Below are 24,929 nucleotides of genomic sequence, written 5' to 3'. Positions count from 1 at the left end.
TCTGGCATCGGCGCCCGCGCGCGGCATCACCGGTGCGATGCATCCGATCGATGCCGACTTTCACGCCTTAGTCAATGGAGAACAGCATGTCGAGAGATGCCAACGTCACGATCTATGTCACCTACGAAGGCAAGGCCGGTGCGCGCTTCGATCGCGCGTATTACGTCGACCATCATTTGCCCCTTGTGATGCATCACTGGTCGCGCTACGGCCTTGTCGGGGTCGCGGCCTTTTTCCCCGCCGAGCAGCAGGCCGGAACGCTTGCGATCTGCGAATGCAGGTTTCGTGACGAAGCATCGGTCGATGCGGCTTTTACGTCGCCCGAAGCGCCCGCCGTGATGGCCGACGTGACACGCTTCACGGATATTGCGCCGCGCCGCGTGCGTGCGACGGCGCTATAACGAGGCACCTGCGAACGGGCTCGGACGCAGCGCTCATTTCTTTCCTCGAATGGCTCATTGGGCAGTCCAGGCGACGCCCGACACGCGCGTTGGCTGACACGGTTCATCTGAAACGCAGGCTGAAGCAGCGGCGTCGTCTCATGTTAGGATCGACAAGCTCACTCGTGTGCAACCCTTTGTGAACCGTCCCCCGAAACCGAACTGATCCGCATGCCCATCAATTATCTTCGCGGTTTCACGGCGCCTGAGCGCAGCGACGTCGCGAATCGTCGCCTCGGGCGATCGCTCGCGTTCGTCGCTGGAGCAGCCAACGCTGGCGGATTCCTCGCTGTGGGTCAGTACACCTCACACATGTCCGGCATTGTTTCGTCGCTTGCCGATAACGTCGCGCTTGGCGACATGAATGTGGCTGTGGCGGGATTGAGTTCCTTGTTGTCCTTTCTGGTCGGCGCGGCCACGTCAGCGATCCTGATCAACTGGGGGCGACGCAGGCGCTTGCAGAGCCAATACGCGATGCCGTTGATGCTCGAGGCGTCGCTGCTTCTGATCTTCGGTGTTCTCGGCTCGAACCTCGAATCGCACCACGTGCTCTTCGTGCCGGCTACCGTCTGCCTTCTCTGCTACGTGATGGGACTGCAGAACGCTATGATCACGAAGGTTTCAAAGGCGGAAATCCGGACGACACACGTTACTGGTCTCGTGACCGATATTGGCATCGAGCTTGGTAAGCTGTTCTATTGGAATGTCGGGGCAATGCCCGGCAACCTGGTCTGCGGAGATCGGCAGAAACTAAAGCTTCTCGGATCGCTGTTACTGTCGTTCCTGGTAGGTGGACTTACTGGCGCAGTGGGCTTTAGACACCTGGGATTTGCGTCGACCGTTCCCCTTGCGATCGTCCTTGTTACTCTCGCCGTTGTCCCCATCGTCGACGATGTGCGTGGTTATCGAGGCTAGGCGAAACGCCAGGCTGCACGGCTTGACAGGTGTCTGCATTCGCACGCGAAGCGGACGCAGATCGGCGGTAATTGATCGACGAATCAGGTCGGAGAGCGCCTGTCGCCTCGGTTGTCAGCGGACATAATTACTATGCGAAGTCCGATCGCATGTGAATCAGCGGCGGCAGAGAATCCAGGTGGAGGGAGCTGCAGGAGATTTACAGGTACTTCGCCCAGCCGTTGGAGGTGGGCGCTCTTGCCAGGAAGCTGGAATGAGCTTGCGGACTTTTCACGCCAACTTCCGTGCTTTCATGCGGACTTCGCCAATCGACCAATCCGCCGCCAAGCCATCACGACGAAAGCCAGCCGCGCCCGATAGGCCATGCCAGCAGCTTCCTATACACCGCTATGAGACCGCGAGTCAGTGCAGCGCCAGACATCTTCCATAGCGGAGCGACCAGCGCATAGGCTATGCACGCAACGGCGACGGCGCCTGCCATATCCAACGGAAAATGCACTCCGAGAAACACGCGCGCCCATGCCACGGCAAGACCCGCGAGCAACATCGACAAACCGTAGCGGCGCTCGCCGGCGAGCAGCAAGGTCAAGGCACCGCTTGCCAACACGGTCACGTGGTCGCTCGGAAATGAGGAATCTGGCGCGTGCTCGATAAAGGTATGGCCCAAGCCGATCATGAAGGGCCGCGGATGCATCCACCCAAGACCGATCAGCTGATTGATGCCGAGCGCCAGCAGAACCGCACAACACACTCGCACTGCGGCGGCGCGTCGACGTTCGCCGCCCGAGAGCCACAACGCGGTGAGAAAAAGCGGCACGAGATAGATCACATCATCGGCGATAAAGCGGGCTACGTCGATAAGCCAGGCGGGCGCCGACGGTGTCGCGTTGATCGACAGAAAGAGTGCGCGGTTCAGCGCTTCCAGTGCATTCATCGGTCTAGATCGCAGTGAAAATTAGTCGATCTTAGCCGCCAAATCTTATGGGAAGCTTAGGGCGCCACCAGTACAGTTTCGTGGTCCGGCGAGACCCCGGTGTCTGGCCGCGTGCTTCATCACATTAAACGAGTTTATGATTCGGCCTCCTACGGGAAAAGCGCGATATCGAGTTGTTCGGGCTTTCGGTACCAAATCAGCTGCGTCGAACACGGTATCGACAGGTTGCCAACGGTCGATCAGAGACATCCTTAAGAAAACCTTAAGCAAACCTAACGCTCGCACGCAATTAATTCTTGTGCAACCGGGCAAAATACAGCTAGTTGTAAGTCAACGTTCACGGACTCGACGCAAACACGTTGCACATTGATGGTCCGGCAGGTTGTTCTGTTACCCATCAATAAGGACGAGACATGAACCGAAGAAGACCGCAGTGGCCGTTGCAAAACGTGTTCTCCACTGTCGCCCTGACGCTGGCGGTATCTTGCGCAGCGCATGCATCTCCCGCCGAGGACCATCATCGCGGGCAAGACGGCGATCACCGCAGGCACAATGAGGTCGAACATGTGCTTCTCATCAGTTTCGACGGTTTGCACGAACAAGACGTAGCGCGATGCATCGCTTCTAATTCATGTCCCAACATTGCGCTTCTTGCAAAGGCCGGCACCACTTATACGGACGCTCATACGCCGGGTTTGTCGGACTCTTTTCCGGGGCTCGCCGCGCTCGTTACCGGTGGGTCGCCTAAGAGCGCAGGGCTTTTCTACGACGTGTCATACGACAGAACGCTATACGCGCCTTCGGATTCGACGTGCAGCGGTCCGCAAGGCTGGAACGTCGTATTCGACGAAACCACCGGCATTGACGCCGAGAATGGCGGCGCACTGACGCATCTCGATGGCGGTGGCGGATTCAATCCACAGGCTATCCCTCACGCAAAGATCGGTGGCGTCTGCAAGCCCGTTTATCCGCACGATTATGTGAAGACCAACACGGTCTTCGAAGTCGTCAAACAAAACCTTCCAGGTGCGCGCACGGCCTGGGCGGACAAGCACGCATGGGGCTACGACTGGCTGAACGGCCCATCCGGGCACGGTGTCGACGATCTCATGCGAACCGAGATCAATTCGATCGACCCCGCGACCGGCACCGACTACACGGACGTCTACAGCCATACCGAGAAATTCGACGACTTCCACGTCGCGGCAATCATCAATCAGATCGACGGAAAGACATCGAAGGGCGATGCAGCGGCCAGTGTGCCTGCGGTACTCGGCACGAACTTCCAAACGCTGAGCGTTGCACAGAAGGCGCCGGTGGCGAAGGGTGGTGGCTATCTGGACGCGAGCTTCACGCCCGGCCCGCAAGTTGCGGCGGCCATCGCGTACATCGACGCATCCCTCGGTCGAATGGTGGCCGAATTGAAGCAGCGCGGCCTCTATCAGTCCACCGCGATCATCGTCACGTCCAAGCACGGGCAGTCGCCCACGGATCACTCGAAGCTGGTGAAAAACGGCGACACGCTGTCCAAGCTCCTTGAATCGAGCAACTATTTCGATCCGGACGGCAACATTGGACAGGCGAGCACCAAAAGCGGCAACCTCAACGACGGGACCGGACTTACAGGTACGGGCTTCATACAGACCGACGACGTCGGGCTCGTATGGCTGCGCGATCAGAGTCAGCTCGCCGCCGCCGTCAAGACGCTCAAGGACAACCTGAGTTGCAACGCGCCAGGGATCTGCGCGGACGGCCCGCAGGCATATATTCTGTACGGCCGTCCGCTCGCCGCGCGCTTTGGCGATCCAGCGGGTGGCCGAACCCCGGACATCATCGTTCAGCCGAACCCTGGCGTCATCTACACGACGAGCACGAAGAAGGACGAGGAGCACGGAGGCAATGCGCCGGATGACAGCCACCTGGGCCTTGTCGTCTACATGCCTGGCGCGCCGGGTGCAGGCCGGGAGGTCAGTGAGCGCGTGCAGACAACGCAGGTCGCGCCGACGATTCTGCGCTTGCTCGGGCTCGATCCGAAGCTGCTCAATGCAGTGGTAATGGAGGGCACGCAGCCGTTGCCGGGTTTCGACGCGCGAAGGTTCTAGACGGTTCTGCTGCGGACGCCGCTCGCGGCGTCCGCAGCCGCCGGGAACAGCAACGGTCCCCAACAACATGCAATCGCCAGCGCGCCGTTGGCGATTGGTCTCGCAGCAGTGGGGGTCCGTTCACTCCGGCCTCGGTCGCGGCCAATGCGGCTCTGGTCTGTCAGGACGCGCCCGGGGTTGATCGCGCGGAGGTTCAAATCTATAACTCATTGGGGCGGGTATCGTTTCACGGAGACGGCAGTGTCGACCGGGGCGCCATGACGCGCAGCACCGGACGTCCGTCGGCGTTCTTCAGCGGGAAATAGGCACGATGCGTTGATGGATCGACAGCAACCACATGCGCATTGGGTCCGATGCGGCCTTCGCCGATTTTCGACACCGTCGAAGACCCAACGGCAAACATCGACACGATGCCTGCCTCGCCGGCGATATAAAGCGTGCCCGCACCGGGATCGAATGCAATCACGTCGGGATCGGCGCCAACGTCGAATGACTGGACGACCTGCCTGGTGAGCAGGTTCAGCGTCAGCAGTCTGTCGTTGCCTTCGCACGCGACGAACGCGAGGTGTGGCTGCGAAACGATATAGAGGCCGTGATTGCCTCGCGCGCCCGGCAGATCGATCCGCGCGACAATTGCGTCGGTCGTTGGATCGATCTCGACGAGTTGTCCTCGTGACTGGACATTGACGAAGATATGACGGGACACTGGGTCGTACTGGGTGTTGCCGACTTCGCCGCCCAACGGGATTGCCTTGATGCGGCGATTGGACTGGGTATCGATTACGGTTTCAGTCCCGCCTGTCTCGTCCGATACATAAAGTTTCCGGGTGTCCGGTGCATAGGCCATTCCGTCCGGATAGACGCCTCCCGGCATACGTGCTGTGATTTTCAGGGTGGTCTCGTCGATGACAACAACTTCGTTTGAGCCCGTCGCGGACGCGTACACGCGCGACTGTTCACGTACTACGAGGACGCCATGAACGGCGGCGATGTTGCCAATTCGGGCGACAACGCGTGAGTGTTGCGTGTCGAAAACGATTACTTCGCTGTCGCCCAGGTGCGCGATGAACAGCAGATGTCTATCAGGATCGTAGCTTTCGTAATCGAGCCGGGTGGCGCGACCTGGCAGCGGGATGTCGGCGACGTGCGTCAACGGTAGGTCGGCCGTGAGTGGAGTGCCCGCAGCGGCCGCGCTGTCATGGATGGTTATTGCAGCAAGTCCGGTCATCGAAAGAATGCCGAACAGCTTTGCAAAGCAGCGACGGTTCGAGAGGACACGGTCTTTCATGACGAATCTCCGCCGGGCCTGGCATGACGAAATGCGGCGAGTACCAGTACCGGGAGAGCATAGGCAATTTTCAGCACACCGCACGCGACATCGGACGGAATATTTCGAAGCCCGCTCACGTTCTATTACCGAGGTTCGCTAGCCTTCGGCGCCGGAGAACCCGGCACCGTCGCTCGACGCGTCTCGCGGCAGCGCGGCCCTTTCGCGGAGAAACATCATGAACGACAGAAGCCATACCGTTTTTGTCCTGGCGGCGCTTGCGCTCGGCGTTGTGCCGCTGAGCAGTCATGCGGATCAAACGATCCACGTCAAACTCTCGGACAACATGATTCAACTCGATCCCGGCACAGCGAAAGCCGGTCGCGTCACGTTCGAGGTGAACAACGCAGCGAACGGCAATACCGAACATGAGTTCGTGGTGCTGAGGACAGACCTGGACGACGCGCATCTGCCTGTCCATAAAGGCGTGGTCACGGAGAGCCGGTTCAGGAAGATGGGCGAGGTGGAGGACCTTGCGCAGGGTTCGACCAAGCGCTTGTCATTGAAACTTGCGCCAGGACGCTATGTGCTGATTTGCAACCGGCCGGGGCACTATGAGATGGGCATGCACACATCGTTCGTTGTTGCGCGCTGAGGTTCGGGCCACAAGCGGCGTGACATCCGCCACGACTGCAAAGACGGTCTGGCATCAAAGGCGGTGATGTGAACATCAGCGTTACGGAACGAGCGGAGCAGGCAGGCACGGAAGGGATCGATGCCAATCCGGGTAAACTGCAGAGAGCCCACTGCCGCACACGGATCCGACAGATGAAAGATGAAAGATTGCTGGAGATGCGTGTCTTCAAGGCGGTCGTGGAGGCCGGGGGCTTCACCGCTGCGGCAAATATGTTGGGAGTGAGCCAACCGTTCGTCAGCCAAAGCGTCAACGCTCTGGAGCGAAGGCTCGGCGTGCAGTTGCTGCATCGTTCAACGCGCACGCAACGGCTGACCCATGAGGGTGAGCGCTTTCTGCTGTCCTGCAACGACATTCTCGAAAGCCTGGAGGAAGCGGAAGCGCAGGTCCGGTCCAGCGAGCCGAGCGGCAATCTGCGCGTCAGCGCGCCTCACGCGTTCGGCATGGATCAACTGGTGGCCGCGCTGCCCGGTTTTCTGTCGTCCTACCCAAAGGTATGCGTGCATTTTTCCCTGTCGGACTCCAACGTCAACCTGATCGAGGATAACTTCGACGTCGCAGTCCGCATGGGCCGGCTGCAGGATTCCTCTTTGCGCAGCCGAAAGCTTTGCGATCTCCAGCGCATCGTCGTGGCGTCTCCGGGCTATCTTGCCGCACACGGCACACCTGTGACTCCGCTCGGCCTGGCGAGGCACGCCTGCCTGACATGGGAGTCACCGCGCGAGCATCTCAACCTGTGGCCATTCATGATCAACGGCAGGCTCGAACGGGTCGCGGTACAGGGCAGTTTCCGCAGCACCGACGGCACCACGCTTTTTCAGCTCTGCGTGGCCGGCGTCGGCATCATGCGCCTCGCCGAACACCTTGCATTGCCCGCAATTCGCCGAGGGGATCTGGTGCCGCTCCTCCCGGAGTACCAGGCGAAGGACGACACCGCAATCCATGTCGTCTATCTGCCCGAGCGCCAACTGGTGCCGCGCATTCGCGCTTTTATCGATTACTTCGTCGACGTCTTCCGCGAGCCGCCCTGGCAGAAGCCATAGGCGCCCGAGATTTATATGGCGGCGTAATAAATCCTATTGTCCGCCACGCCTAGATCGGCGGCCGGTCTTTCCTTATCGTTAGCGACACACGATCACCGCTACGACAGGAGACAGCATGAGCACCGGCACCGGAAAAATCGATATCAGCGCGCAGCAGGCCGAACTGCGCCGCACGATTTCGCATCCCTCGAACAATTCCATTTATCGCCCGAAGCAGGCAGGGCTGAAGTTTCCCGAGCTGCCCGACTTTTCGACGTTCGCGCAGGAGCGCCAGCACCGCAAGGAACGCCTCGTCGCCGCATGCCGCGCTTTTGCGCTGCATAAGCTCGACTATGGTTTCGCCGGCCACCTCACGGTGCGCGATCCCGAGTTTCCGGAGTTGTACTGGACCAATCCGATGGCCGTGCATTTCTCCCAGGTGAAACTTTCCAACCTGATTCTCGCTGACCATACGGGCAAGGTCGTGGAAGGCAAGTACGCGCTCAACCGCGCCGGCTTCGTGCTGCACGCAGCGGTGCATGAAGCCAATCCCGACATTGTTGCGATGTGCCATGCGCACACGGTCTACGGCACTGCGTTCGCGGCGCTCGGACGGCCGCTCGACCCCATTACGCAGGACGCGGCGGCCTTCTATGAAGACCATGTCGTGATAAAGGACGAGGCCGGCGCGGTCGCGGTGGAGGAGGAGGCCGGGCTGTCGGTTGCCGACTATTTCAAGAACGTCAAGGCAGCCATTCACCAGAATCACGGCCTTTTGACGGTGAGCCGCCACAGCATCGAAGCCGCCGCGTTCTGGTTCATCGCGCTGGAGCGCTGCTGTCAGCAGCAGTTACTGGTGGAGGCGACCGGCATCAAGCCCGTCATGGTGCCGGAGCACAGTTCGCGCTACAGCCGTGAACACGTCGGCAGCGAATACATCGGCTGGCTGCATTTCCAGCCGATTTATGACCAGCTCGCGCAGACCAGCCCGGACATGTTCGACTGAACGGCCAACATAGGCCGTCACATACACAACAGACCGCACCGGCGCGACCAGAAGCGCACCGGCGGCGGTTCAAGGAGACAACGATGTTGAAGTCCACTTACGGCGATGTCGTCTCGCCGGCTCACAGCGAAGACCGGACCTATGCGAAGGTGACATGGCGGCTGATTCCTTTCCTCTTTCTCTGCTACGTCTTCGCTTACCTTGATCGGGTCAACGTAGGCTTTGCCAAGCTGCAGATGCTGACTGACCTGAAATTCAGCGAAACGATCTACGGCTTAGGCGCGGGGATTTTCTTTATCGGCTATTTCATCTTCGAAGTGCCGAGCAACATCGCGCTGCATCGTTTTGGCGCGCGGAAATGGATCGCCCGCATCATGCTCAGCTGGGGTGTGCTTTCCGGCGCGATGATTTTCGTGAAGACGCCCACCGCCTTTTACGCGTTGCGCTTCCTGCTCGGCGTCGCCGAAGCCGGCTTCTTTCCAGGCATCATCCTCTACCTGACCTATTGGTATCCGTCTTCGCGCCGCGGGAAGATTACCGCGATGTTCATGACCGGAATCCCAATTGCCGGCGTCATTGGCGGACCGCTGTCGGGCTGGATTCTGAACAGCTTCAGCGGCGTGCACGGCATGGCGGGCTGGCGCTGGCTGTTTCTGCTCGAAGCGTTGCCTTCCATCTTCGGCGGCATTGCCGTGCTGCTGTATCTCGACGACAGGATCAGCGCCGCGAAATGGCTGACCGATGAAGAAAAGTCGCTGCTCGAGACGGGGCTGGCTAAGGAGGCGGGGCACATCGAGGTGCATAGTGCGAGCGGTGCATTCACCAACAAACGCGTCTGGGTGCTGTGCCTGTGCTACTTCGGCATCATCATGGGCCTTTACGGCATCAGCTTCTGGCTTCCCACGCTCATCAAGGCATCCGGCGTAAGCGACGCTTTCAATGTCGGCCTGCTGACGATGATCCCCTACGGCGCCGCGGCCATCGCAATGGTGCTGCTGGGACGCAGTTCGGACCGGAGCAAGGAGCGTCGCTGGCATGTGGCGCTGCCGGCCGTGATGGGCGCGGCCGGCCTCGTGGCGAGCACGCTGGTACCGCACAACGTCACGTCGGCTGTCGTGTCCCTCACGTTCGCCACGATTGGCATTCTGGGAGCACTGTGCCAGTTCTGGTCGATTCCGCCCGCATTCCTCGGAGGCGTGGCAGCGGCCGCGGGTATTGCACTGATCAATTCGGTCGGCAACCTCGCGGGCTTCGTCAGTCCCTATCTGGTCGGCTGGATCAAGGACATGACGCATAGCACCGACATGGGCCTGTATTGCGTGGCGGTCTCGTTGCTCGTGGCGGCAGTCGTTGTGCTGACGATGCCAAAGGGCGTGGTCAACCGCTAAGGTTGTGCGGCAGCCGATCGACCTGAAAAGCGCCCATTTCCGGGCGCTTGCTGCCCGCAGCAACGGAGTAGCCGCCGTGGCACGAACATGGCGTTGTGCGAATGCGTCCGCAGTCACGCGACGAACGGCTCGTCCACCTGAACCCTGCCTTTGGCAAAGCGGCGATCAAATGCCGTAGATGTTCTCGCAAAACGCAACACTGGCGCCCAGCTTCCGGGACAGATCAGCGGCCGCATCCAGTTGCGGCCGATCCAGCTCGCCCGACGTGTGCGCCGCGCTAAGCCGCGACGCGGGACCGGAAAGCGTCAGCGCCGCCATGAACTTGTCGCCGGCGCCAAAGATCGGTACAGCAAACGCTGCTGTGTGCACATCGCGCGCACCCGCGGTGAAGACGGGCAGTGCTGGCGGCTTGTCGTAGATCGGTTCGCCGAGTCCCCAGAAACGTATCACCTGGCTGATGGCCGTGTCGTCGAGCGGCAGCGTCGTTCCGGCGAGCCGCGTTTCACGCAGACCTTCGGACGGCTCGACCCGAAACAGGCACAGCCGCTGCCCATTGTGGTGAACGTAGTACGATGCGCTTTCTTTCGTCACCGTGGCGAGCGCATGCAGCGCCGGTTCTACTACCGTGGAAAGATGGAAGGACTGCTCGTACAGCTTGCCCAGGTACAGCACGCGATGTCCGAGCGAATAGTTGCCGGATTGAGCGCGCACGACATAGCCCATTCGCTCCAGCGAGTTCATCAGTCGATAGACCGTCGTCTTGTGCATGCCGGACGCCTGCGCGAGCATCGCGAGCGACTGTGACTCGGCTCCCGGCTTGAAGCAGTCCAACAGCGAAAGCGCTTTCTCGACTGCGACGACACCTTCGTTTCCCATTCCCGCCTCCCGTCATTCATCTCCGTGAATTGTACACAGTAAAACGACGGTTTATACCGTAAAAGGGTAAACGCCAGTGGATCGGCGCGCCTGCTCTGGCTATAGTGATTTCACTCCGTACACTACTGTTGTACACAGTAAAACTCACGAAATGAGGTTGAATCCATGAGCACTATGTCCGCAGGCACTTCTCCCATTAATCGCAATATCGAGCGCGTGTCGCCGGAACTGGTCGAGGCAGCGGCGCGATATCAGGCCGCCATCCTCGCCGACGTCGCCGGCCGTCGCGGCACGCTGCATGGCCGGGTCAAGCCGCTGTCGCCGACGATGAAAGTCGCGGGCCCGGCCGTCACGGTCGAAGTGCGTCCCGGCGACAACCTCGCCATCCACGCCGCGCTGTCCATCGCGAAACCGGGCGACGTGATCGTCGTCGACGGAAAGGGCGATCTCTCGTGCGCGCTGATCGGCGAGATCATGGCGACGCAGGCAAAGGCGAGCGGTATCGCGGGCATCGTCATCGACGGCGCCGTGCGCGACGCGCACGAACTCGCCAGCGGCGACTACCCGGTCTTCGCGGCCGGCCTGAATCCCTGCGGCCCGACCAAAAGTGTCGCGGGCCTCGTCAATGCGCCGATCTCGGCGGGCGACACGGCCATCAACCCGGGCGATCTCATCGTTGGCGACGCGGACGGCGTCGTTGTGATTCCGCGTAACGACGTCGCACGCATCATCGGACTCGCGCAGAAAAAGCTCGACATGGAAACGGCGCGCATCGCGGCGATTCATAAGGGCGACGTGCGTCCGGGCTGGATCGAGAAGGAACTGCGTGCCGTGGGCATGCTGGCCGAAGGCGAGGCGCTGTGATGCAGACGGCTTCGCATAAACCCGTCGTCCTCGTGACGGCCGCCGATCTCGCGCCGCAAGCGCTCGACATGCTGACCCAGTTCGACGTCGTGTTCGCGGGCAAGCAGCCCACCGAAGACGACATCGTCGCGCTGTGCGCCGAGCACAAGCCTGTTGCGATCATCGTCCGATACGGCAAAGTGAACGCCCGCATCATGGATGCCGCCGAAAACCTGCAAGTGATTTCGAAGCATGGCAGCGGCATCGACGTGATCGATCAGGCAGCGGCGGCCGCGCGCGGTATCGCGGTGCGCGCTGCCGTTGGCGCCAACGCGGCCGCCGTCGCGGAGCATGCATGGGCGCTGATTCTCGCGTGCGCGAAGTCCGTGCCGCAACTGGATGCGCGCATGCGCCAAGGCCACTGGGACAAATCCACGCACAAGTCCGTCGAACTGGACGGGCGGACCCTCGGCCTCGTCGGACTGGGCGCGATCGGCCGACGCGTCGCAGCGATCGGCGCGGCGTTCGGCATGAACGTGCTTGCGTTCGATCCGTACGCGAAAGAAGCGCCCGCAGGCGTGAAGCTGGTATCGCTCGACGAGTTGTACGCGGCTTCCGACGTCGTCTCGCTGCATTGCCCGCTGACAGCGGAAAACCGCCAGATGCTCAACCGCGACACGCTCGCGCGGTTCAAGCGCGGCGCGATCCTCGTCAACACCGCGCGCGGCGGACTGATCGACGAAGCGGCGCTCGCCGAGGCGCTCGCCAGCGGCCAGTTGCGCTTTGCCGGTCTCGACAGCTTCGACGTTGAACCGATGACGCATCCGCATCCGTTCCAGCAGATCCCGAACGCAATCCTGTCGCCGCATATCGGCGGCGTGAGCGACGCCGCGTACGTGAACATGGGTAAGGGCGCCGCCGCCAATGTTCTCGCCGTCGTCGAAGAACACGCCCGCAACACAGCCTGAAGTCCGCAAGAGAAGACCCATCATGTTCTATCTCATCTCGCCCGAAATACGCACTGCGGAAGTCTTCACGCGTATGCCGGACAAATTCCGCAAAGGCGACGTCCAGACCGATTGGGCGCGTGCCAATCGCGGCGGCGTCGCCACGGACTCGTTTCTCGAAGGCCCCGTGTGGGACCCGGCGGGCTATCTGTTCGTCACGGATATTCCGCACGGCCGGGTTTTCCGGATTTCGCCGTCGGGCGAGTGGGAACTCGTCGTGCAATACGACGGCGAGCCGAACGGAATGAAGCGCTTCGACGATGCGCATCTGCTCATCACCGACTATCGCAACGGCCTGATGCTGCTCGACATCGCGCGCGGCGAAGTGCGCCCGTTTCTCGAGCGGCGCAATTCCGAGCGCTTCAGGGGCGTGAACGATCTCACGTTCGATTCGAACGGCAACCTATACTTCACCGATCAGGGGCAAACGGGACTGCACGATCCGACGGGCCGCGTGTACCGGCTGTCGGCGGACGGCAAGCTCGACTTGCTGCTCGGCAATTGCCCGAGCCCCAACGGACTCGTGCTGTCGCCCGACGAGAAGATTCTCTTTGTCGGGATGACGCGCGGCAATTGCGTGTGGCGCGTGCCGCTTCAGGCAGATGGTTCCGTCAGCAAGGTCGGGCAGTTCTTCACGTCGTATGGCCCGAGCGGTCCGGACGGACTGACCATCGACACGCAAGGGCGACTCTTCGTCGCGAATCCGGGGCTTGGTCGCGCGTGGGTGCTGAACCATCGCGCGGAGCCCGTCGAAATTCTGACCAGCCCGGAAGGCGCTTCGCTCACGAATCTGTGTTTCGGCGGCGCGGACATGAAGACGCTGTTCATGACCGAGTCCGTTTCGGGAACGGTTCTCAAAGCTGAAATGACGATTGCCGGACCGCTTCCGAAACGGGCCGGGCGAACCGTCTGATCGCGCAGCGGGCGCGAGCGCCCGCCATACATCAATACATCTGCGCCGACAGAAGCGCGATGGAGGAGCAAGCATGACCATGTCGCACACCCTGCGCGCCGACGGTGCCACGCGCCAGACAGAACCGCCGCCCATTGCCGGCATCGCGAGCGAGGACTACGCGGCCAGCGAGCGCACGCTCGCCAAGGCGTTCCGGCGAATCCTGCCGTTCATCTTCATCTGCTACGTCATCAGCTATCTCGACCGGACGAATGTCGGGTTCGCCGCGCTGACGATGAACAAGGATCTCGGTCTGACGTCCGAGCAGTTCGGCTTCGGCGCAGGACTGTTCTTCGTCGGCTATTTTCTGTTCGAGATTCCGAGCAACCTGATCATGCAGAAGGTCGGTGCGCGCGTGTGGATCGCGCGCATCATGATCACGTGGGGTCTCTTTTCGATGGCGACGGCGTTCGTCGTCGGACCGAAGAGTTTTGCCGCCGCGCGCTTCCTGCTCGGTCTCGCCGAAGCGGGCTTCACGCCCGGCATCTACCTTTATTTCACGCACTGGTTTCCGGGCAAGTGGCGCGCGAAAGTGACGGCTGCGTTTCTGGTCGGCATCCCCGTCGCGAACATGATCGGCTCTCCCGTTTCGGGCGCGCTGCTCGAACTCGGCGGCCTGCATGGATTGCGTAGCTGGCAGTGGTTGCTGCTGATCGAAGGCGGACCGGCCGTGTTGCTCGGCATCGCCTGTCTGTTCGTGCTGGCGGACCGCCCCGAAAAAGCGAAGTGGCTCACCGACGAAGAGAAGTCGTCGCTTGCGAAGCGTCTCGCGCTCGAACAGGGCGACATCGGCGCACGTCACGGCAGCACGCTGCGCGACGCGATGACCAACTGGCGCGTGTTCGTGCTCGCGTTCATCAACTTCTGCGGCATCGTCGGGTCGCTCGGCGTCGGCCTGTGGATGCCGCAAATCATCAAGCAGTTCGGCGTCGCGCACACGGTCGTGGGCTGGCTCACGGCGATTCCGTATGCAATCGGCGCAGTCGTGATGCTCTGGTGGGCGCGCGTCGCGAATCGCTCGCAAAACCGCATTCCGTATGTGGCCGGCGCGCTGGTCGTGGCGGCCGCCGCGCTGTGCGCGAGCACCTTCCTCGACGCGCCTGTGCTGAAGCTCATCGCACTCTGTTTCACGGTGAGCGGCATCCTCGCTTTCCAGGCGACCTACTGGGCCATTCCGTCCAGCTTTCTGACGGGGCGGGCCGCGGCCGGCGGCCTCGCGCTCATCGTCTCCGTGGGCAACCTTGGCGGCTTCGTCGGTCCGTCGATGATCGGCGCGCTCAAGCAGCTCTCGGGCGGGTTCACCGTGCCGCTGCTCGCCGTGTCTGGTGTGCTGCTGCTCGGTGCGCTGACCATCGCCTGGCTCGGTGACCCGGGCGCCGACGCAGGCGAAGCGCCGTCGGCTCACAAGGTCTGATCCACGCATTCAAAACCAATCCATAAAACTCTGTTTGGAGACTCCATGCTGTTCAAAAAAGCCAGCCACAACGTCAACACGAACGTCCGTTTCATGCTCGGCGCAGTCGCCGCCGCAGGCGTCAGTCTTACCTGCGGCGCTGCGCATGCGCAAAGCAGCGTCACGCTGTACGGGATCGCGGATGTTGGCGTCGAGCACATCAACAATACGAGCGCTGGCGGCGCACAGACGCGCGAAGTGTCGGGCAACCTGTCCGGCTCGCGCTGGGGATTGAAGGGTGCCGAAGACCTGGGCGGCGGCATGAAGGCCATTTTCCAGTTGGAAAGCGGTTTTAACATCAATGACGGCACGACCGCTCAATCGACCAGAGGTCTGGGCGCCAATGCTGCGACGACCGCCCGGCTATTCGGCCGGCAGGCGTGGGTCGGTCTTTCGTATAAAGGTCAGCAACTGACGATCGGCCGGCAGAATTCGCTGCTCTACGAACAGGCCGTTGCGTTCGATCCGATGGGCGCATCGTCGCGCTACTCGGTGCTGTCGCTCGACTACGCGATGGCCGGACGCATCGACAACTCGGCGAAGTACACCGGCGTGTTCGGGCCGCTGACGGCGCAGGCGATGTACAGCACGCGCTACGACACGGGCTATGGCGCCGAAGTGCCGGGCGCGGAAATCACGGGGCGCTTTTTCAGCGGGGCGGTGACCTATGCGCAAGGCCCGTTCGCGGCGAGCGTGTCGTACGAGCAGCGCAACAGCAACACGGTCGCGACCAACACGGGCACCGAGCGTCGCGCGACGGCAGCCGCTTCGTATGTGATCGGACCCGTGAAGGGCTTCGCGGGCTACCGGTATCTGCGTGCATCTAATGCGTTCCTGCCTGTGAACCCGATCGTCGTTGCAAACGGCTCGCAAGCCAGCGCTGCGAATCTCTACTGGGCGGGTGCGCAGTACAACGTGACGCCCGCGTTCATTATCACGGCCACCGGCTACTACCAGGACGTGCATTCGACGGGAGCCGACCCGTGGCTCGCGGTGCTCTGCGCGGACTATTTCCTGTCGAAGCGCACTGACCTTTACGCAACCGCGGGCTTCGCTCACAACAAGGACAAGTCCGCACTTGGTGTCAATGGCTACGGTACGGTCGCGCCCGGATATAACCAGACGGGCATCACGATTGGCATGCGCCAGAAGTTCTGACGAGAAAGCGTAATGCAGATAGTCCATGCGCCCCATCTTCCGGTTCGAGAGGAGTGGCTTGCCTTGCGAAAGGAGCCTGTTCTCGAGCCTGAACTGCCGATTGTCGATGCGCACCATCATCTGTGGGACCGCCAGACCGGGCGGTATCTCGCGGATGAGTTTCGCAACGACGTGGCGAGCGGGCATCGGGTCGTGTCGACGGTCTACGTGCAATGCCGCTCGATGTTGCGCGAGGACGGTCCCGAGGCGATGAAGCCCGTCGGCGAAGTGGAGTTCGCCAACGGAATCGCCGCGATGTCCGCGAGCGGCGCGTATGGACGGACGCGCTGCTGCGAGGCGATCGTCGGCGGTGCGGATCTGACGTTGGGCGCGGAACTCGATGCGGTCCTCGAAGCGATGTTGCAGGTATCCGGCGGACGCCTGCGCGGCATCCGCAATCCGCTCGCGTGGCATGCGAGCCCTGAAGTGAGTTCGAGCCCCGTGACGCCGCCGCGCGAAATGATGGCAAATCCGGCTTACCGGCAGGGTGTGAGGGCGCTCGGCCGCTTTGGGCTGTCGCTCGATGCATGGGTCTATCACACGCAACTCGACGATCTGTATGAACTCGCGCGTGCCGCGGATCGCGTGACGGTCGTTATCGATCATTTTGGCGGTCCGCTGGGAGTGGGTCCGCACGCCGGTCAACGTGCGGCGGTTCGCGCCGAATGGCAGCAAAAACTCGCGCGCCTCGCGAGTTTGCCCAACACGCGCATCAAGCTCGGCGGCGCGGGCATGAACGTATTCGGCTTCGATTTCGCCGCGCGCGAAGTGCCGCCTTCTTCCGAGGAACTGGCCTTTGCGTGGCGGCCGTATTTCGACACGTGCGTCGAACTGTTCGGCGTGAATCGCTGCATGTTCGAAAGCAACTTTCCCGTCGATAAAGGGATGTTCAGTTACGGCGTGCTGTGGAACGCCTTCAAACGACTCGCGTCCGCGATGTCCGCCAATGAAAAAGCCGCCCTGTTCAGCCGGACTGCGGCGGCAACCTATCGCCTCGCGATTGCCGGAGACAACACATGAAAACGAGTGCAACGGTTGCGACAACCGAATTCAAGGACGGTGCCGAAGCCAGGGGATTGAGGAACATCACGGGCATCGAGTGGCGCTCGCTAACACTTGCAGGACTCGGCTGGACGTTCGAAAGCTACGACTCGTTTCTGCTTTCGCTTCTGCTGCCGACGCTCGCTCTTCAGTTCGGTCTCAGCAAGGCGCAGCTCGGCCTGTTCACGAGCATCACGGCGGCAGGGCAGATCGTCGGCGGGATTCTGTTCGGTTATGTATCGGACCGGTTGGGGCGTGTGCGTACCGCGTTGCTCTGCGTCGGCATCTATTCGCTGTTCTCGGGTCTGCTTGCATTCGCGCCGAACGAGCACTGGTTCGCGACGTTGCGCTTCTTCGGCGCGTTGGGCATGGGCGGCACGTGGACGGCGGGCGCCGCGCTGATTGCCGAGACATGGCACGCGAGCCGGCGCGGCAAGGGCGGCGCGCTGATGCAGATGGGATTGCCCATCGGCGCGATCCTCGCCATCACGATTTCAGGCATCGTCAGCGGCGTGAATGACGGACTCGGTGGAAATAGCTGGCGTCTGCTTTTTCTGATCGGTGCGTTGCCGTTCTTCATCCTCTTCTGGGTTGCGCGAAAAACGCCTGAATCGCCGATCTGGCTGGAACGCAAGCAGGCGAAGACATCGGTTAAAAACGTGCACGCGACGAGCAGCGACACGCTCAATGTGCGCGGACTGCTGACGGCGTTCGGCTTTATCTTCTTTCTGCAGTACCTGTACTGGGGTGTCTTCACGTGGACACCGACGTTCCTCGTCACGGTGAAGCATCTCGACTTCGTGCATAGCCTGAAATTCGTGCTTGCGCTGCAGTTCGGCGCGATCAGCGGTTTCCTGCTGTTCTCAGCTTTCGTCGACCGCCTTGGTCGACGTCCGATGTTCCTTGCCTATCTGCTGGTGGGGGCGGGGGCCGTGGGCGTGTACATCGTGTCGTCGAATGCGCTGCTGCTGATGGTCGCGATCTTCCTGACGGGCTTCAGTGTGAACGGCATTTTCGCGGGAGCGGGTCCGTTCCTCGCGGAGATCATCGGCAATACGGCGTCGCGCGGATTTCTGATGGGCCTCGCGTATAACGGCGGCCGTCTGGGCGGCTTCATCGCGCCGTTGATTATCGGCGCGCTCGCATCGACTTCCGGCGGATTCGTGCTCGGACTCGCAACGACCATCGTCGCATTCGTCGCCGCCGCCATCGTCGTGTTCTTCGCGCCCGAAACGCGCGGCAAGGCGTTGTCATGACGATGGCCGCGCAAACCGGTTTCGTCAGCAGACTGTTTCCGGCGCTAGCCGAGGCGTCGCTGCGACGCTATCTGAGCGGACAGGTCGCGTCCGTGCTCGGAAGCTGGACGCAGAACGTCACGCTAAATCTGCTCGTGTATCACCTGTCGGGGTCGGCGGCGATTCTCGCGCTGCTCAATTTTCTGCTGTACGGACCGCAACTGATCGTCGCCCCGATCGCCGGCTCGCGCATCAGTTCGGCCAATGCGAAGCGCGCGACGCTGTGCGTGCTCACGGCGTCGCTGGTGCTGACGGCCAGTCTCTTCACGCTGTCGCTGCTCGGCGTGCTGGGCGTGAAGCTGATACTCGCGCATGCGCTCGCCATCGGCGTATCGAGCGCTGTTGAGACGCCCGCGCGTCAGGTTTTGCTGCTGACGAGTCTCGAAGATCCGACGCATACGTCGAACGCCGTGGCGATGAACACGATGGTTTACAACGTCGGCCGGATGGTCGGCCCGACGATTGCGGGTTTTGTCTATCCCACGCTCGGACCGAGAACATCGTTTGTGATTTATGCGGTAGCGCTCTGCTTCATGGCGACATGCGTGCGTTCGATCAGAACGGCCTCGGCGGCTCGGCCCGCGCGCGCGGACAGCAGCCTGCGCGACGCAGTCGGCTACGTGATGTCCGATGCGTTTTCCGCCCGCTATCTGCCGATACTCGCGTGCATCGGTTTGTTCGCGGGCAGTTACCAGACACTCGTGCCGCTGCTCGCGGACCAGGGGTTCCACGACGCGGCGCGCTTTACGGGTGTGTTCTTCGCGTGCGCCGGCGCGGGTTCGCTGAGCGCGGCAATTCTGCTTTCTTCGGCGATCGGCACGTCGGCGTCGCGAAGATTCATCGCGTGGGCGCCGTGGACGGCCGTCGGCGCGCTCGCGTTGCTCGCCGCGACATCGGAGGCGGCAGCCACGGTGCCGGCGTTTTTCGCACTCGGTTTCAGCCTCACGTTCGCGGCCACGTCGACGAACGCGACCATCCAGCGGCAATGCCCCGAACACGTGCGCGGCGGGCTCGTCGGCATGTATGGGATGGCCTACAACGGCACGATGCCATTCGGCTATCTGCTCGTCGGGACCGCGTCCGAAGCGCTGGGCGTACGACACACATTTGCAGCCATGGCGGTGGTGCTCGCCAGCGGTGTCATCGCCGTCATTGCATCGCAACGATTCACGAATCAGCGCGCAGGCGCACAATAAACGGAGACGACGATGCAAACTGGATTCATGGACAAGTCCGCGATCGAGCGCCGGACGATACGAAAGGTCGTCTGGCGACTCATTCCCTTTCTGATGGTGTGCTATCTGCTTGCCTTTATCGACCGGGGCAACGTGGGCATGGCGTCGCTACAGATGAATCATGACCTTGGCATGTCGGCGAAGGTGTTCGGCTTCGGCAGCAGCCTGTTCTTCATTTCCTACTTCTTTTGCGAAGTGCCGAGCAACCTCGCGCTGCAAAAGTTCGGCGCGCGTATCTGGATCGCGCGAATCATGATTACGTGGGGCATCGTGTCGGCGGCGACCGCGCTCGTGCATAACGCGACGTCGTTCTATGTTCTGCGCTTCCTGCTCGGCGCCGCCGAAGCGGGTTTCTTTCCCGGCGTGCTGCTGTATCTCTCGTACTGGATTCCGGCGTCGTATCGCGCTCGCATCGTCGCGACGTTCATGGTCGCAATTCCCGCCGCGAGCTTCATCGGCTCGCCGATTTCGGCGCTGCTTCTGCAGATGGACGGCTTCTGGGGGCTGCGCGGCTGGCACTGGCTGTTCATTCTCGAAGGCGTCCCGACCGTGCTGCTAGGCGTTGCGTGTCTGTTCATGCTGACCAACAAGCCGGAGAACGCGAAATGGCTCGACGACGACGAGCGCACATGGCTCGTCAATGCGCTCGTCAGCGAGCAAAAGGCTCCGAAGAAGGTGCCGTCGCTTCCGCTCACGCAACTGTTCCGCAATCGCTATGTGTTGTGTCTCGCACTCGTCGACACATGCGCGTCGGCGGCGGGGAGCACGCTGTCCGTGTGGCAGCCGCAACTGCTGAAGTCGTTTGGTTTGTCTGTCATGCAGACAGGCTTGCTGAACTCCGTGCCGTACGCGGTCGCTTCCGTCCTGATGGTGTACTGGGGCCGCCGCTCGGACCGGGTCGGCGAGCGTCGCTGGCACACTGTAGTACCGATGCTGCTGATCGGTGTGGGTCTGTTCGCGACGTCGCTGAGCGGCTCGCTTGTACCGACGGTCTGCATGCTGTGCGCGGTACTCGTTGGCGCCTATTCGTTCAAGGGCCCATTCTGGGCGCTCGCTACGGACATGCTGTCCAACAGTGCCGTGGCAGCAGGCCTCGCGACGGTGAACGCGATTGCAAATCTGCTTGGCGGCGGACTGATGGTGAACGTATATGGATGGGTGAAGGAGGCGACTGGAAGTTATGCGCTGGCGTTGATGCCACTCGCCATCCTCACGCTCGTCAGCGTCGCGACTTTGTTGCTGTTGACCCGCAATAATTCGGCAAACCGTCTGGTCAGCAAGACGGGGACCATTTGAGCATGACTGTTCCCACGAGACGCGAATTCCTCCAGTTCGCAGGCGCTGCACTGATGTCGGCAGCGCTGCCGAAGCTGGCCGCCGCTGAAGAAACGTGGTCGAGCGGCACGGAGCGGCCGGCGTTCAGGTTGCCCGAAGGCGCCATCGACTGTCACATGCATATTTACGACGATCGCTTCCCGGTCGCGCCGGGCACGACGCTGCGTCCGCCGAATGCCACGGTCGCGCAGTACCGGCTTCTGCAGGCGCGCCTGGGTGTGAAGCGCAATGTGGTCGTCACGCCGTCGACGTATGGAACGGATAACCGCTGCACGCTGGAGGCCATCCGGCAGTTCGGCGGCAACGCGCGCGGCGTTGCCGTCATCGACAGTTCCGTGACCGATGCGGAACTGCAGAACCTGGACCAAGGCGGCATTCGCGCGATTCGCTTCAACCTGAGCTATCCGGGCGCAACGACGCTCGACATGCTTGCGCCGCTTGCCACGCGCATAGCCAGTCTCGGCTGGCATATCGAACTGGTGGTGCAGGGCGCGCGGCTGCCGGAACTCGAGCGGCATCTGTCGGCACTGCCTTGCCCGCTCGTCATCGATCATATCGCGCATGTTCCGGAACCCGGCGGCCTGTCGTCGGACGCTTCGCGCACCGCGCGGCGCCTGGTCGAGAAAGGCAATACGTGGATCACGTTGTCGGGGCCGTACGTCGACAGCAAGGCGGGCGCGCCGGCATACGAAGACGTTGAGCCTGTCGCGAAAGCGCTGATCGAGATGGCGCCGGAGCGGATGCTGTGGGGTACCGACTGGCCTCATCCGACGGAGAAGACCCATAAGCCGGATGATGCGAGCTTGCTGGACACGATCGCGAACTGGATAGGGCGGCCGGATTGGCAGCATCTGATCTTCGTGGCTAACCCTACGAAGTTATATGGATTCGCGTAGCGCGCCTCGACCTCGGCACGGATGCGACGCAAAGCGGTGCGAGGCAGAGCGCGAGTCAGTTCGACGTGACTCTGGCGCTTGGCGGACCCCATGACGCGACCGAGGGCCACCGAGGTCGCCCGATCTTCCAACCGGAACCGGAACCAGAACGTAACGTCAATCGCAGAGCGACGGCGGCATGGAGTCAGAAGGATAGGCCGCCGCACACACTTGCATCACTTCTGCGCGAAACCAGCGATGGGCCGGGTCCTGATCGAGGCGCGGATGCCAGATCGCCGAGACGCTGAAGGCGGGCGTGCGCACTGGAAGCTCGAAGCTGTCAAGGCCGTTTGCTAAGGCATGATCGGGCGTGAACGGGTTGGCCAGACACGAATGCGGGACAACGGCGAGCAGGTCCGACTGGCGAGCAATTTGCATCGCACTGGTATAGGTCGGCACCTCCATCAGCACTGTCCGCTGTACATCCAGTCGCGCCAAAGCCGCATCGACCGCAATGGTGCGTGAGGTGTGTACATGGCCGTATGCACTCCAGCGCTCGAGGCTGATTCCGGTTCCGTCGAGGAGCGGATGGCCACGCCGGCAGACGCCCACGTAGCGATCCTTGAAGAGCAGGCGCGTAATCATCTCGGGAGCCGTGGTCCTCACCGTGCCGATTTCCAGATCGATCGCGCCTTCCCGCAGCGGCTGCGCAGCCCAGTCCGGCTTGGGCGTGAATCGAAGCTGCACACCGGGCGCTGCCCGGTGAATCCTGTCCATCAAGGCCGCGCCGAGCAGGTCGATGAAACCCTCGCCGGCGCGCACGACGAAGCTTCGATTCAAGGTAGTGAAGTCGAACCGGCGGTCCGCGGGACTGAGTGCCGCCTCTGCTTCGCGAGTCAGTGAAGAGACGCGCTCACGAAGCTCTTCGGCATACGGAGTAAGGATCAGCGCTCGACCGGCCTGCACCAGCAGCCGGTCTCCAGTGAGGGTGCGCAGCCTGGTCAGCGTGCGGCTCATTGCCGACACGCTGAGATTCAGCTGCCGGGCGGCTCCTGTAACGCTGCGTTCGCTCAGCAGCGCGTCCAGGGCGGGAAGAAGGTTCAGGTCGACACGTGGCATCTGTCGAGGATAGTGCAAATCTGGCCAGGCAGGGCGTGCGGTGCAATCGTCGATTGCAGGCGAGGCGTCTGGTGCAAAGCTGACGCCGCGATCAGAATTCCTGAGACCAACCGACGAAGAAGGAAAGCCCTATGCTCGAAGCCGCTCAACCTGCTCATGTTCCTTCCATCCTGCTGATCGGCGCCTCTCGTGGCCTCGGTTACGCAATGGCCGCGGAATTTCTCAAACGAGGCTGGCACGTCATGGGCACTGTACGTGGCGGGCGCACGCTGCTGCATGAACTAGCCGATGCGCATCCGGGACAGGTCGAGATCGAAACGCTGGACATCACCCGGCCAGACCAGATCCGGGCGCTGCGCGACCGCCTCGCGGGCCGCACGTTCGACGCGCTGTTCGTGAACGCCGGCACGACCAATCCGGATCCGACTCAAACAATCGGCGAGGTGTCGACCGAGGATTTCGTGAACCTGATGATCACGAATGCGCTCAGTCCCATGCGCGTTGTCGAAACCTTGTGCGACCTCGTTGATGCGGCGGGTTTGATCGGCGTGATGTCGTCGGGGCAGGGCAGCATTGCCGACAATGAGTCGGGCCAGCGCGAGGTTTATCGCGGCAGCAAATCGGCGCTGAACCAGTTCATGCGCAGCTTTGCAGCGCGTCGCGCGGAACCGCCGCGTGCGATGGTGCTGATGGCGCCGGGCTGGGTACGCACAGACCTCGGCGGGCCAGAGGGGCGGTTGTCGGTCGAAGAGAGCGTTCCCGGCGTCGTGGATGTACTGCTGGCCAAACGCGGCCGCCCCGGCCTGGAATTTCTCGATTATCGCGGCCGCACCGTTCGGTGGTGAGCCGATCGGGGCGGCCGCTCGTTGCGAAGACCGAGCGGCACCCTCCGCTCGGAGCCGGACGCAACTGTCGGAGCGCGCTATTTTTTGCCGTCCACTATTGCGACCACTTCGTCGCGCGTGTACTCCTTGTTCGCAAGTGCGCCGCTCGGCGTTTTCGCAAGGACCGCATCGAGCTCGTCGGGCTTCACTTCCAGCACCGGCATGCGAATGTCGTGCGGCACCTTCTTGCCCGCGAGAACCTGCTGCGTGACCCAGAACGCGAACGACGACGCGCCTGGCGGTATCGTCACCGACATCGTTTCATAGCCGCTCTTGCGCTGCTCCGCCCACCACGCTAGCTCTTCCTGACGATTACCGAGGATGATGACCGGCGTAGGCCGCCCAGCCGCCTTGATTGCCTGCGCGGCACCGTAGCCGTCGCCGCCTTGCGTGACGACGCCATCGATCTTCGGCAGTGTCGGCAGGATGCCCGCGACCTGTTTTTGCGCGACGGTCTGCGTCCAGTCGCCATGCACCGAACCGACGATCTTCATGCCCGGATACTTTTTCATTTCGTCGACGATGCCCTGATGAATCTCGTCGTCGACAGAGACACCTGCAAGCCCGCGAATCTCCAGCAGGTTACCCTTGCCGTTCAGGCGTTTCGCCAGATAGTCGACCTGCATCCGGCCCATGCCCTGAAAGTCCACCGCGATGCGATACGCGCACGGCTCGGTGGCGATGCCATCGAACGATACGACGGTCACGCCTGCGCCGCACGCCTGCTTGATGACGCCGTTGAGTGCGGTCGGCGATACGGCGTCGACGGCAATCGCCTTGAAGCCTTGCAGGATGAGGTTTTGTATCTGCTGGACCTGCTCCGTCGCCTGGCTTTCCGCGGTCGTGAAGCTGGGTGCAGCCGCGACGACCTTCTGCTTGACTGCGGCGTCCGCGACGTTGGCCCAGCTCTTGAGCATCTGCTGACGCCAGCTATTGCCGGCGTAATTGTTCGACAGCGCTATCTTCACTGACGATGTATCGCCGGTTGCGATTTGCGCCGACGCGGACGCAGCCGCCAATGCCATGCATGCCGCCGTCACTACCTTGAT

23 protein-coding genes are annotated in these 24,929 nt (G+C 62.0%); 18 read left to right on the top strand and 5 right to left on the bottom strand.

Annotation, left to right across the window (positions count from 1 at the left end; genetic code table 11):
• Positions 1-86: 86 nt before the first annotated feature.
• Positions 87-401, top strand: a complete 315-nt coding sequence (locus J2W46_RS02145) for an EthD family reductase (protein WP_204521631.1) — start codon at positions 87-89, stop codon at positions 399-401.
• Between the two features lie 210 nt (positions 402-611).
• On the top strand, positions 612-1,355 hold the full coding sequence (locus J2W46_RS02140; RefSeq protein WP_020070955.1) for a YoaK family protein: 744 nt from the start codon (positions 612-614) through the stop codon (positions 1,353-1,355).
• A gap of 331 nt (positions 1,356-1,686) precedes the next feature.
• On the opposite strand, the gene J2W46_RS02135 is transcribed toward J2W46_RS02140, so the two are convergent.
• Positions 1,687-2,289 carry a phosphatase PAP2 family protein gene (locus tag J2W46_RS02135; protein WP_310350883.1) on the bottom strand — a complete coding sequence of 201 codons (603 nt, stop codon included), beginning with the start codon at positions 2,287-2,289 and terminating at the stop codon, positions 1,687-1,689.
• Positions 2,290-2,702: 413 nt separating this feature from the next.
• Between J2W46_RS02135 and J2W46_RS02130 the strand changes: the two genes are divergently transcribed.
• Complete coding sequence (locus tag J2W46_RS02130) at positions 2,703-4,391, top strand: alkaline phosphatase family protein (RefSeq protein ID WP_310350881.1); 1,689 nt, start codon at positions 2,703-2,705, stop codon at positions 4,389-4,391.
• A 226-nt stretch (positions 4,392-4,617) separates the two neighbouring features.
• On the opposite strand, the gene J2W46_RS02125 is transcribed toward J2W46_RS02130, so the two are convergent.
• Positions 4,618-5,679 carry a YncE family protein gene (locus J2W46_RS02125; RefSeq protein ID WP_310350879.1) on the bottom strand — a complete coding sequence of 354 codons (1,062 nt, stop codon included), beginning with the start codon at positions 5,677-5,679 and terminating at the stop codon, positions 4,618-4,620.
• A gap of 217 nt (positions 5,680-5,896) precedes the next feature.
• Here J2W46_RS02125 and J2W46_RS02120 point away from each other — a divergent pair, with 217 nt between their 5' ends.
• The 4 genes from J2W46_RS02120 to J2W46_RS02105 all read left to right on the top strand — a co-directional run bounded on the left by J2W46_RS02120 (position 5,897) and on the right by J2W46_RS02105 (position 9,768).
• Positions 5,897-6,313, top strand: coding sequence for a cupredoxin domain-containing protein (locus tag J2W46_RS02120; protein ID WP_310350877.1), 417 nt, complete (start codon positions 5,897-5,899; stop codon positions 6,311-6,313).
• Between the two features lie 173 nt (positions 6,314-6,486).
• Positions 6,487-7,395, top strand: coding sequence for a LysR family transcriptional regulator (locus J2W46_RS02115; protein WP_020070950.1), 909 nt, complete (start codon positions 6,487-6,489; stop codon positions 7,393-7,395).
• A 115-nt stretch (positions 7,396-7,510) separates the two neighbouring features.
• Positions 7,511-8,380, top strand: a complete 870-nt coding sequence (locus tag J2W46_RS02110; RefSeq protein ID WP_310350875.1) for a class II aldolase/adducin family protein — start codon at positions 7,511-7,513, stop codon at positions 8,378-8,380.
• Between the two features lie 83 nt (positions 8,381-8,463).
• Positions 8,464-9,768, top strand: coding sequence for an MFS transporter (locus tag J2W46_RS02105; protein ID WP_310350873.1), 1,305 nt, complete (start codon positions 8,464-8,466; stop codon positions 9,766-9,768).
• Between the two features lie 165 nt (positions 9,769-9,933).
• On the opposite strand, the gene J2W46_RS02100 is transcribed toward J2W46_RS02105, so the two are convergent.
• On the bottom strand, positions 9,934-10,644 hold the full coding sequence (locus J2W46_RS02100; RefSeq protein WP_020070947.1) for an IclR family transcriptional regulator: 711 nt from the start codon (positions 10,642-10,644) through the stop codon (positions 9,934-9,936).
• A gap of 165 nt (positions 10,645-10,809) precedes the next feature.
• Between J2W46_RS02100 and J2W46_RS02095 the strand changes: the two genes are divergently transcribed.
• The 10 genes from J2W46_RS02095 to J2W46_RS02050 all read left to right on the top strand — a co-directional run bounded on the left by J2W46_RS02095 (position 10,810) and on the right by J2W46_RS02050 (position 21,898).
• A complete protein-coding gene (locus J2W46_RS02095; RefSeq protein WP_310350870.1) occupies positions 10,810-11,508 on the top strand; it encodes an RraA family protein in 699 nt (232 codons plus the stop codon).
• Entirely contained in the window at positions 11,508-12,455 is a 948-nt protein-coding gene (locus tag J2W46_RS02090) for an NAD(P)-dependent oxidoreductase (RefSeq protein ID WP_310350867.1), read from the top strand. The genes J2W46_RS02095 and J2W46_RS02090 overlap by 1 nt, the downstream gene beginning before the upstream one ends.
• A 22-nt stretch (positions 12,456-12,477) precedes the next feature.
• Positions 12,478-13,407 carry an SMP-30/gluconolactonase/LRE family protein gene (locus J2W46_RS02085; protein ID WP_204521622.1) on the top strand — a complete coding sequence of 310 codons (930 nt, stop codon included), beginning with the start codon at positions 12,478-12,480 and terminating at the stop codon, positions 13,405-13,407.
• A 73-nt stretch (positions 13,408-13,480) separates the two neighbouring features.
• Complete coding sequence (locus tag J2W46_RS02080) at positions 13,481-14,860, top strand: MFS transporter (RefSeq protein WP_310350863.1); 1,380 nt, start codon at positions 13,481-13,483, stop codon at positions 14,858-14,860.
• A 45-nt stretch (positions 14,861-14,905) separates the two neighbouring features.
• Positions 14,906-16,057, top strand: a complete 1,152-nt coding sequence (locus J2W46_RS02075; RefSeq protein WP_310350859.1) for a porin — start codon at positions 14,906-14,908, stop codon at positions 16,055-16,057.
• Between the two features lie 12 nt (positions 16,058-16,069).
• Positions 16,070-17,116, top strand: coding sequence for an amidohydrolase family protein (locus tag J2W46_RS02070; RefSeq protein ID WP_310350855.1), 1,047 nt, complete (start codon positions 16,070-16,072; stop codon positions 17,114-17,116).
• The gene (locus tag J2W46_RS02065; protein ID WP_310350853.1) at positions 17,113-18,393 is read left to right on the top strand and encodes an MFS transporter; all 1,281 of its coding nucleotides are present in this window, start codon (positions 17,113-17,115) and stop codon (positions 18,391-18,393) included. The genes J2W46_RS02070 and J2W46_RS02065 overlap by 4 nt, the downstream gene beginning before the upstream one ends.
• Positions 18,390-19,628, top strand: coding sequence for an MFS transporter (locus J2W46_RS02060; RefSeq protein ID WP_310350851.1), 1,239 nt, complete (start codon positions 18,390-18,392; stop codon positions 19,626-19,628). The genes J2W46_RS02065 and J2W46_RS02060 overlap by 4 nt, the downstream gene beginning before the upstream one ends.
• Before the next feature lie 12 nt (positions 19,629-19,640).
• The gene (locus J2W46_RS02055; protein WP_310350849.1) at positions 19,641-20,963 is read left to right on the top strand and encodes an MFS transporter; all 1,323 of its coding nucleotides are present in this window, start codon (positions 19,641-19,643) and stop codon (positions 20,961-20,963) included.
• Positions 20,964-20,965: 2 nt separating this feature from the next.
• On the top strand, positions 20,966-21,898 hold the full coding sequence (locus J2W46_RS02050; protein WP_310350846.1) for an amidohydrolase family protein: 933 nt from the start codon (positions 20,966-20,968) through the stop codon (positions 21,896-21,898).
• Positions 21,899-22,054: 156 nt separating this feature from the next.
• Here J2W46_RS02050 and J2W46_RS02045 read toward each other — a convergent pair whose 3' ends face one another.
• Positions 22,055-22,996, bottom strand: coding sequence for a LysR family transcriptional regulator (locus tag J2W46_RS02045; RefSeq protein ID WP_310350843.1), 942 nt, complete (start codon positions 22,994-22,996; stop codon positions 22,055-22,057).
• 131 nt (positions 22,997-23,127) lie between these two features.
• On the opposite strand from J2W46_RS02045, the gene J2W46_RS02040 reads away from it, so the two are divergent.
• Complete coding sequence (locus tag J2W46_RS02040; protein ID WP_310350841.1) at positions 23,128-23,841, top strand: SDR family NAD(P)-dependent oxidoreductase; 714 nt, start codon at positions 23,128-23,130, stop codon at positions 23,839-23,841.
• A 77-nt stretch (positions 23,842-23,918) separates the two neighbouring features.
• On the opposite strand, the gene J2W46_RS02035 is transcribed toward J2W46_RS02040, so the two are convergent.
• Positions 23,919-24,905, bottom strand: coding sequence for an ABC transporter substrate-binding protein (locus tag J2W46_RS02035; protein ID WP_310352006.1), 987 nt, complete (start codon positions 24,903-24,905; stop codon positions 23,919-23,921).
• Positions 24,906-24,929: the final 24 nt, after the last annotated feature.

The organism is Paraburkholderia strydomiana (assembly GCF_031456815.1).
GTDB classification, from domain to species: Bacteria; Pseudomonadota; Gammaproteobacteria; order Burkholderiales; family Burkholderiaceae; genus Paraburkholderia; species Paraburkholderia caledonica.
The sequence above is the reverse complement of the archived record's forward strand: the minus strand, read 5'-3'. Positions and strand labels throughout refer to the sequence as shown.

Bases quoted from the DNA above. Each gene is read 5' to 3' on its own strand.
- J2W46_RS02145 (WP_204521631.1), top strand. From the start codon at position 87: ATGTCGAGAGATGCCAACGTCACGATCTATGTCACCTACGAAGGCAAG.
- J2W46_RS02140 (WP_020070955.1), top strand. From the start codon at position 612: ATGCCCATCAATTATCTTCGCGGTTTCACGGCGCCTGAGCGCAGCGAC.
- J2W46_RS02135 (WP_310350883.1), bottom strand. From the start codon at position 2,289: ATGAATGCACTGGAAGCGCTGAACCGCGCACTCTTTCTGTCGATCAAC.
- J2W46_RS02130 (WP_310350881.1), top strand. From the start codon at position 2,703: ATGAACCGAAGAAGACCGCAGTGGCCGTTGCAAAACGTGTTCTCCACT.
- J2W46_RS02125 (WP_310350879.1), bottom strand. From the start codon at position 5,679: ATGAAAGACCGTGTCCTCTCGAACCGTCGCTGCTTTGCAAAGCTGTTC.
- J2W46_RS02120 (WP_310350877.1), top strand. From the start codon at position 5,897: ATGAACGACAGAAGCCATACCGTTTTTGTCCTGGCGGCGCTTGCGCTC.
- J2W46_RS02115 (WP_020070950.1), top strand. From the start codon at position 6,487: ATGAAAGATGAAAGATTGCTGGAGATGCGTGTCTTCAAGGCGGTCGTG.
- J2W46_RS02110 (WP_310350875.1), top strand. From the start codon at position 7,511: ATGAGCACCGGCACCGGAAAAATCGATATCAGCGCGCAGCAGGCCGAA.
- J2W46_RS02105 (WP_310350873.1), top strand. From the start codon at position 8,464: ATGTTGAAGTCCACTTACGGCGATGTCGTCTCGCCGGCTCACAGCGAA.
- J2W46_RS02100 (WP_020070947.1), bottom strand. From the start codon at position 10,644: ATGGGAAACGAAGGTGTCGTCGCAGTCGAGAAAGCGCTTTCGCTGTTG.
- J2W46_RS02095 (WP_310350870.1), top strand. From the start codon at position 10,810: ATGAGCACTATGTCCGCAGGCACTTCTCCCATTAATCGCAATATCGAG.
- J2W46_RS02090 (WP_310350867.1), top strand. From the start codon at position 11,508: ATGCAGACGGCTTCGCATAAACCCGTCGTCCTCGTGACGGCCGCCGAT.
- J2W46_RS02085 (WP_204521622.1), top strand. From the start codon at position 12,478: ATGTTCTATCTCATCTCGCCCGAAATACGCACTGCGGAAGTCTTCACG.
- J2W46_RS02080 (WP_310350863.1), top strand. From the start codon at position 13,481: ATGACCATGTCGCACACCCTGCGCGCCGACGGTGCCACGCGCCAGACA.
- J2W46_RS02075 (WP_310350859.1), top strand. From the start codon at position 14,906: ATGCTGTTCAAAAAAGCCAGCCACAACGTCAACACGAACGTCCGTTTC.
- J2W46_RS02070 (WP_310350855.1), top strand. From the start codon at position 16,070: ATGCAGATAGTCCATGCGCCCCATCTTCCGGTTCGAGAGGAGTGGCTT.
- J2W46_RS02065 (WP_310350853.1), top strand. From the start codon at position 17,113: ATGAAAACGAGTGCAACGGTTGCGACAACCGAATTCAAGGACGGTGCC.
- J2W46_RS02060 (WP_310350851.1), top strand. From the start codon at position 18,390: ATGACGATGGCCGCGCAAACCGGTTTCGTCAGCAGACTGTTTCCGGCG.
- J2W46_RS02055 (WP_310350849.1), top strand. From the start codon at position 19,641: ATGCAAACTGGATTCATGGACAAGTCCGCGATCGAGCGCCGGACGATA.
- J2W46_RS02050 (WP_310350846.1), top strand. From the start codon at position 20,966: ATGACTGTTCCCACGAGACGCGAATTCCTCCAGTTCGCAGGCGCTGCA.
- J2W46_RS02045 (WP_310350843.1), bottom strand. From the start codon at position 22,996: ATGCCACGTGTCGACCTGAACCTTCTTCCCGCCCTGGACGCGCTGCTG.
- J2W46_RS02040 (WP_310350841.1), top strand. From the start codon at position 23,128: ATGCTCGAAGCCGCTCAACCTGCTCATGTTCCTTCCATCCTGCTGATC.
- J2W46_RS02035 (WP_310352006.1), bottom strand. From the start codon at position 24,905: ATGGCATTGGCGGCTGCGTCCGCGTCGGCGCAAATCGCAACCGGCGAT.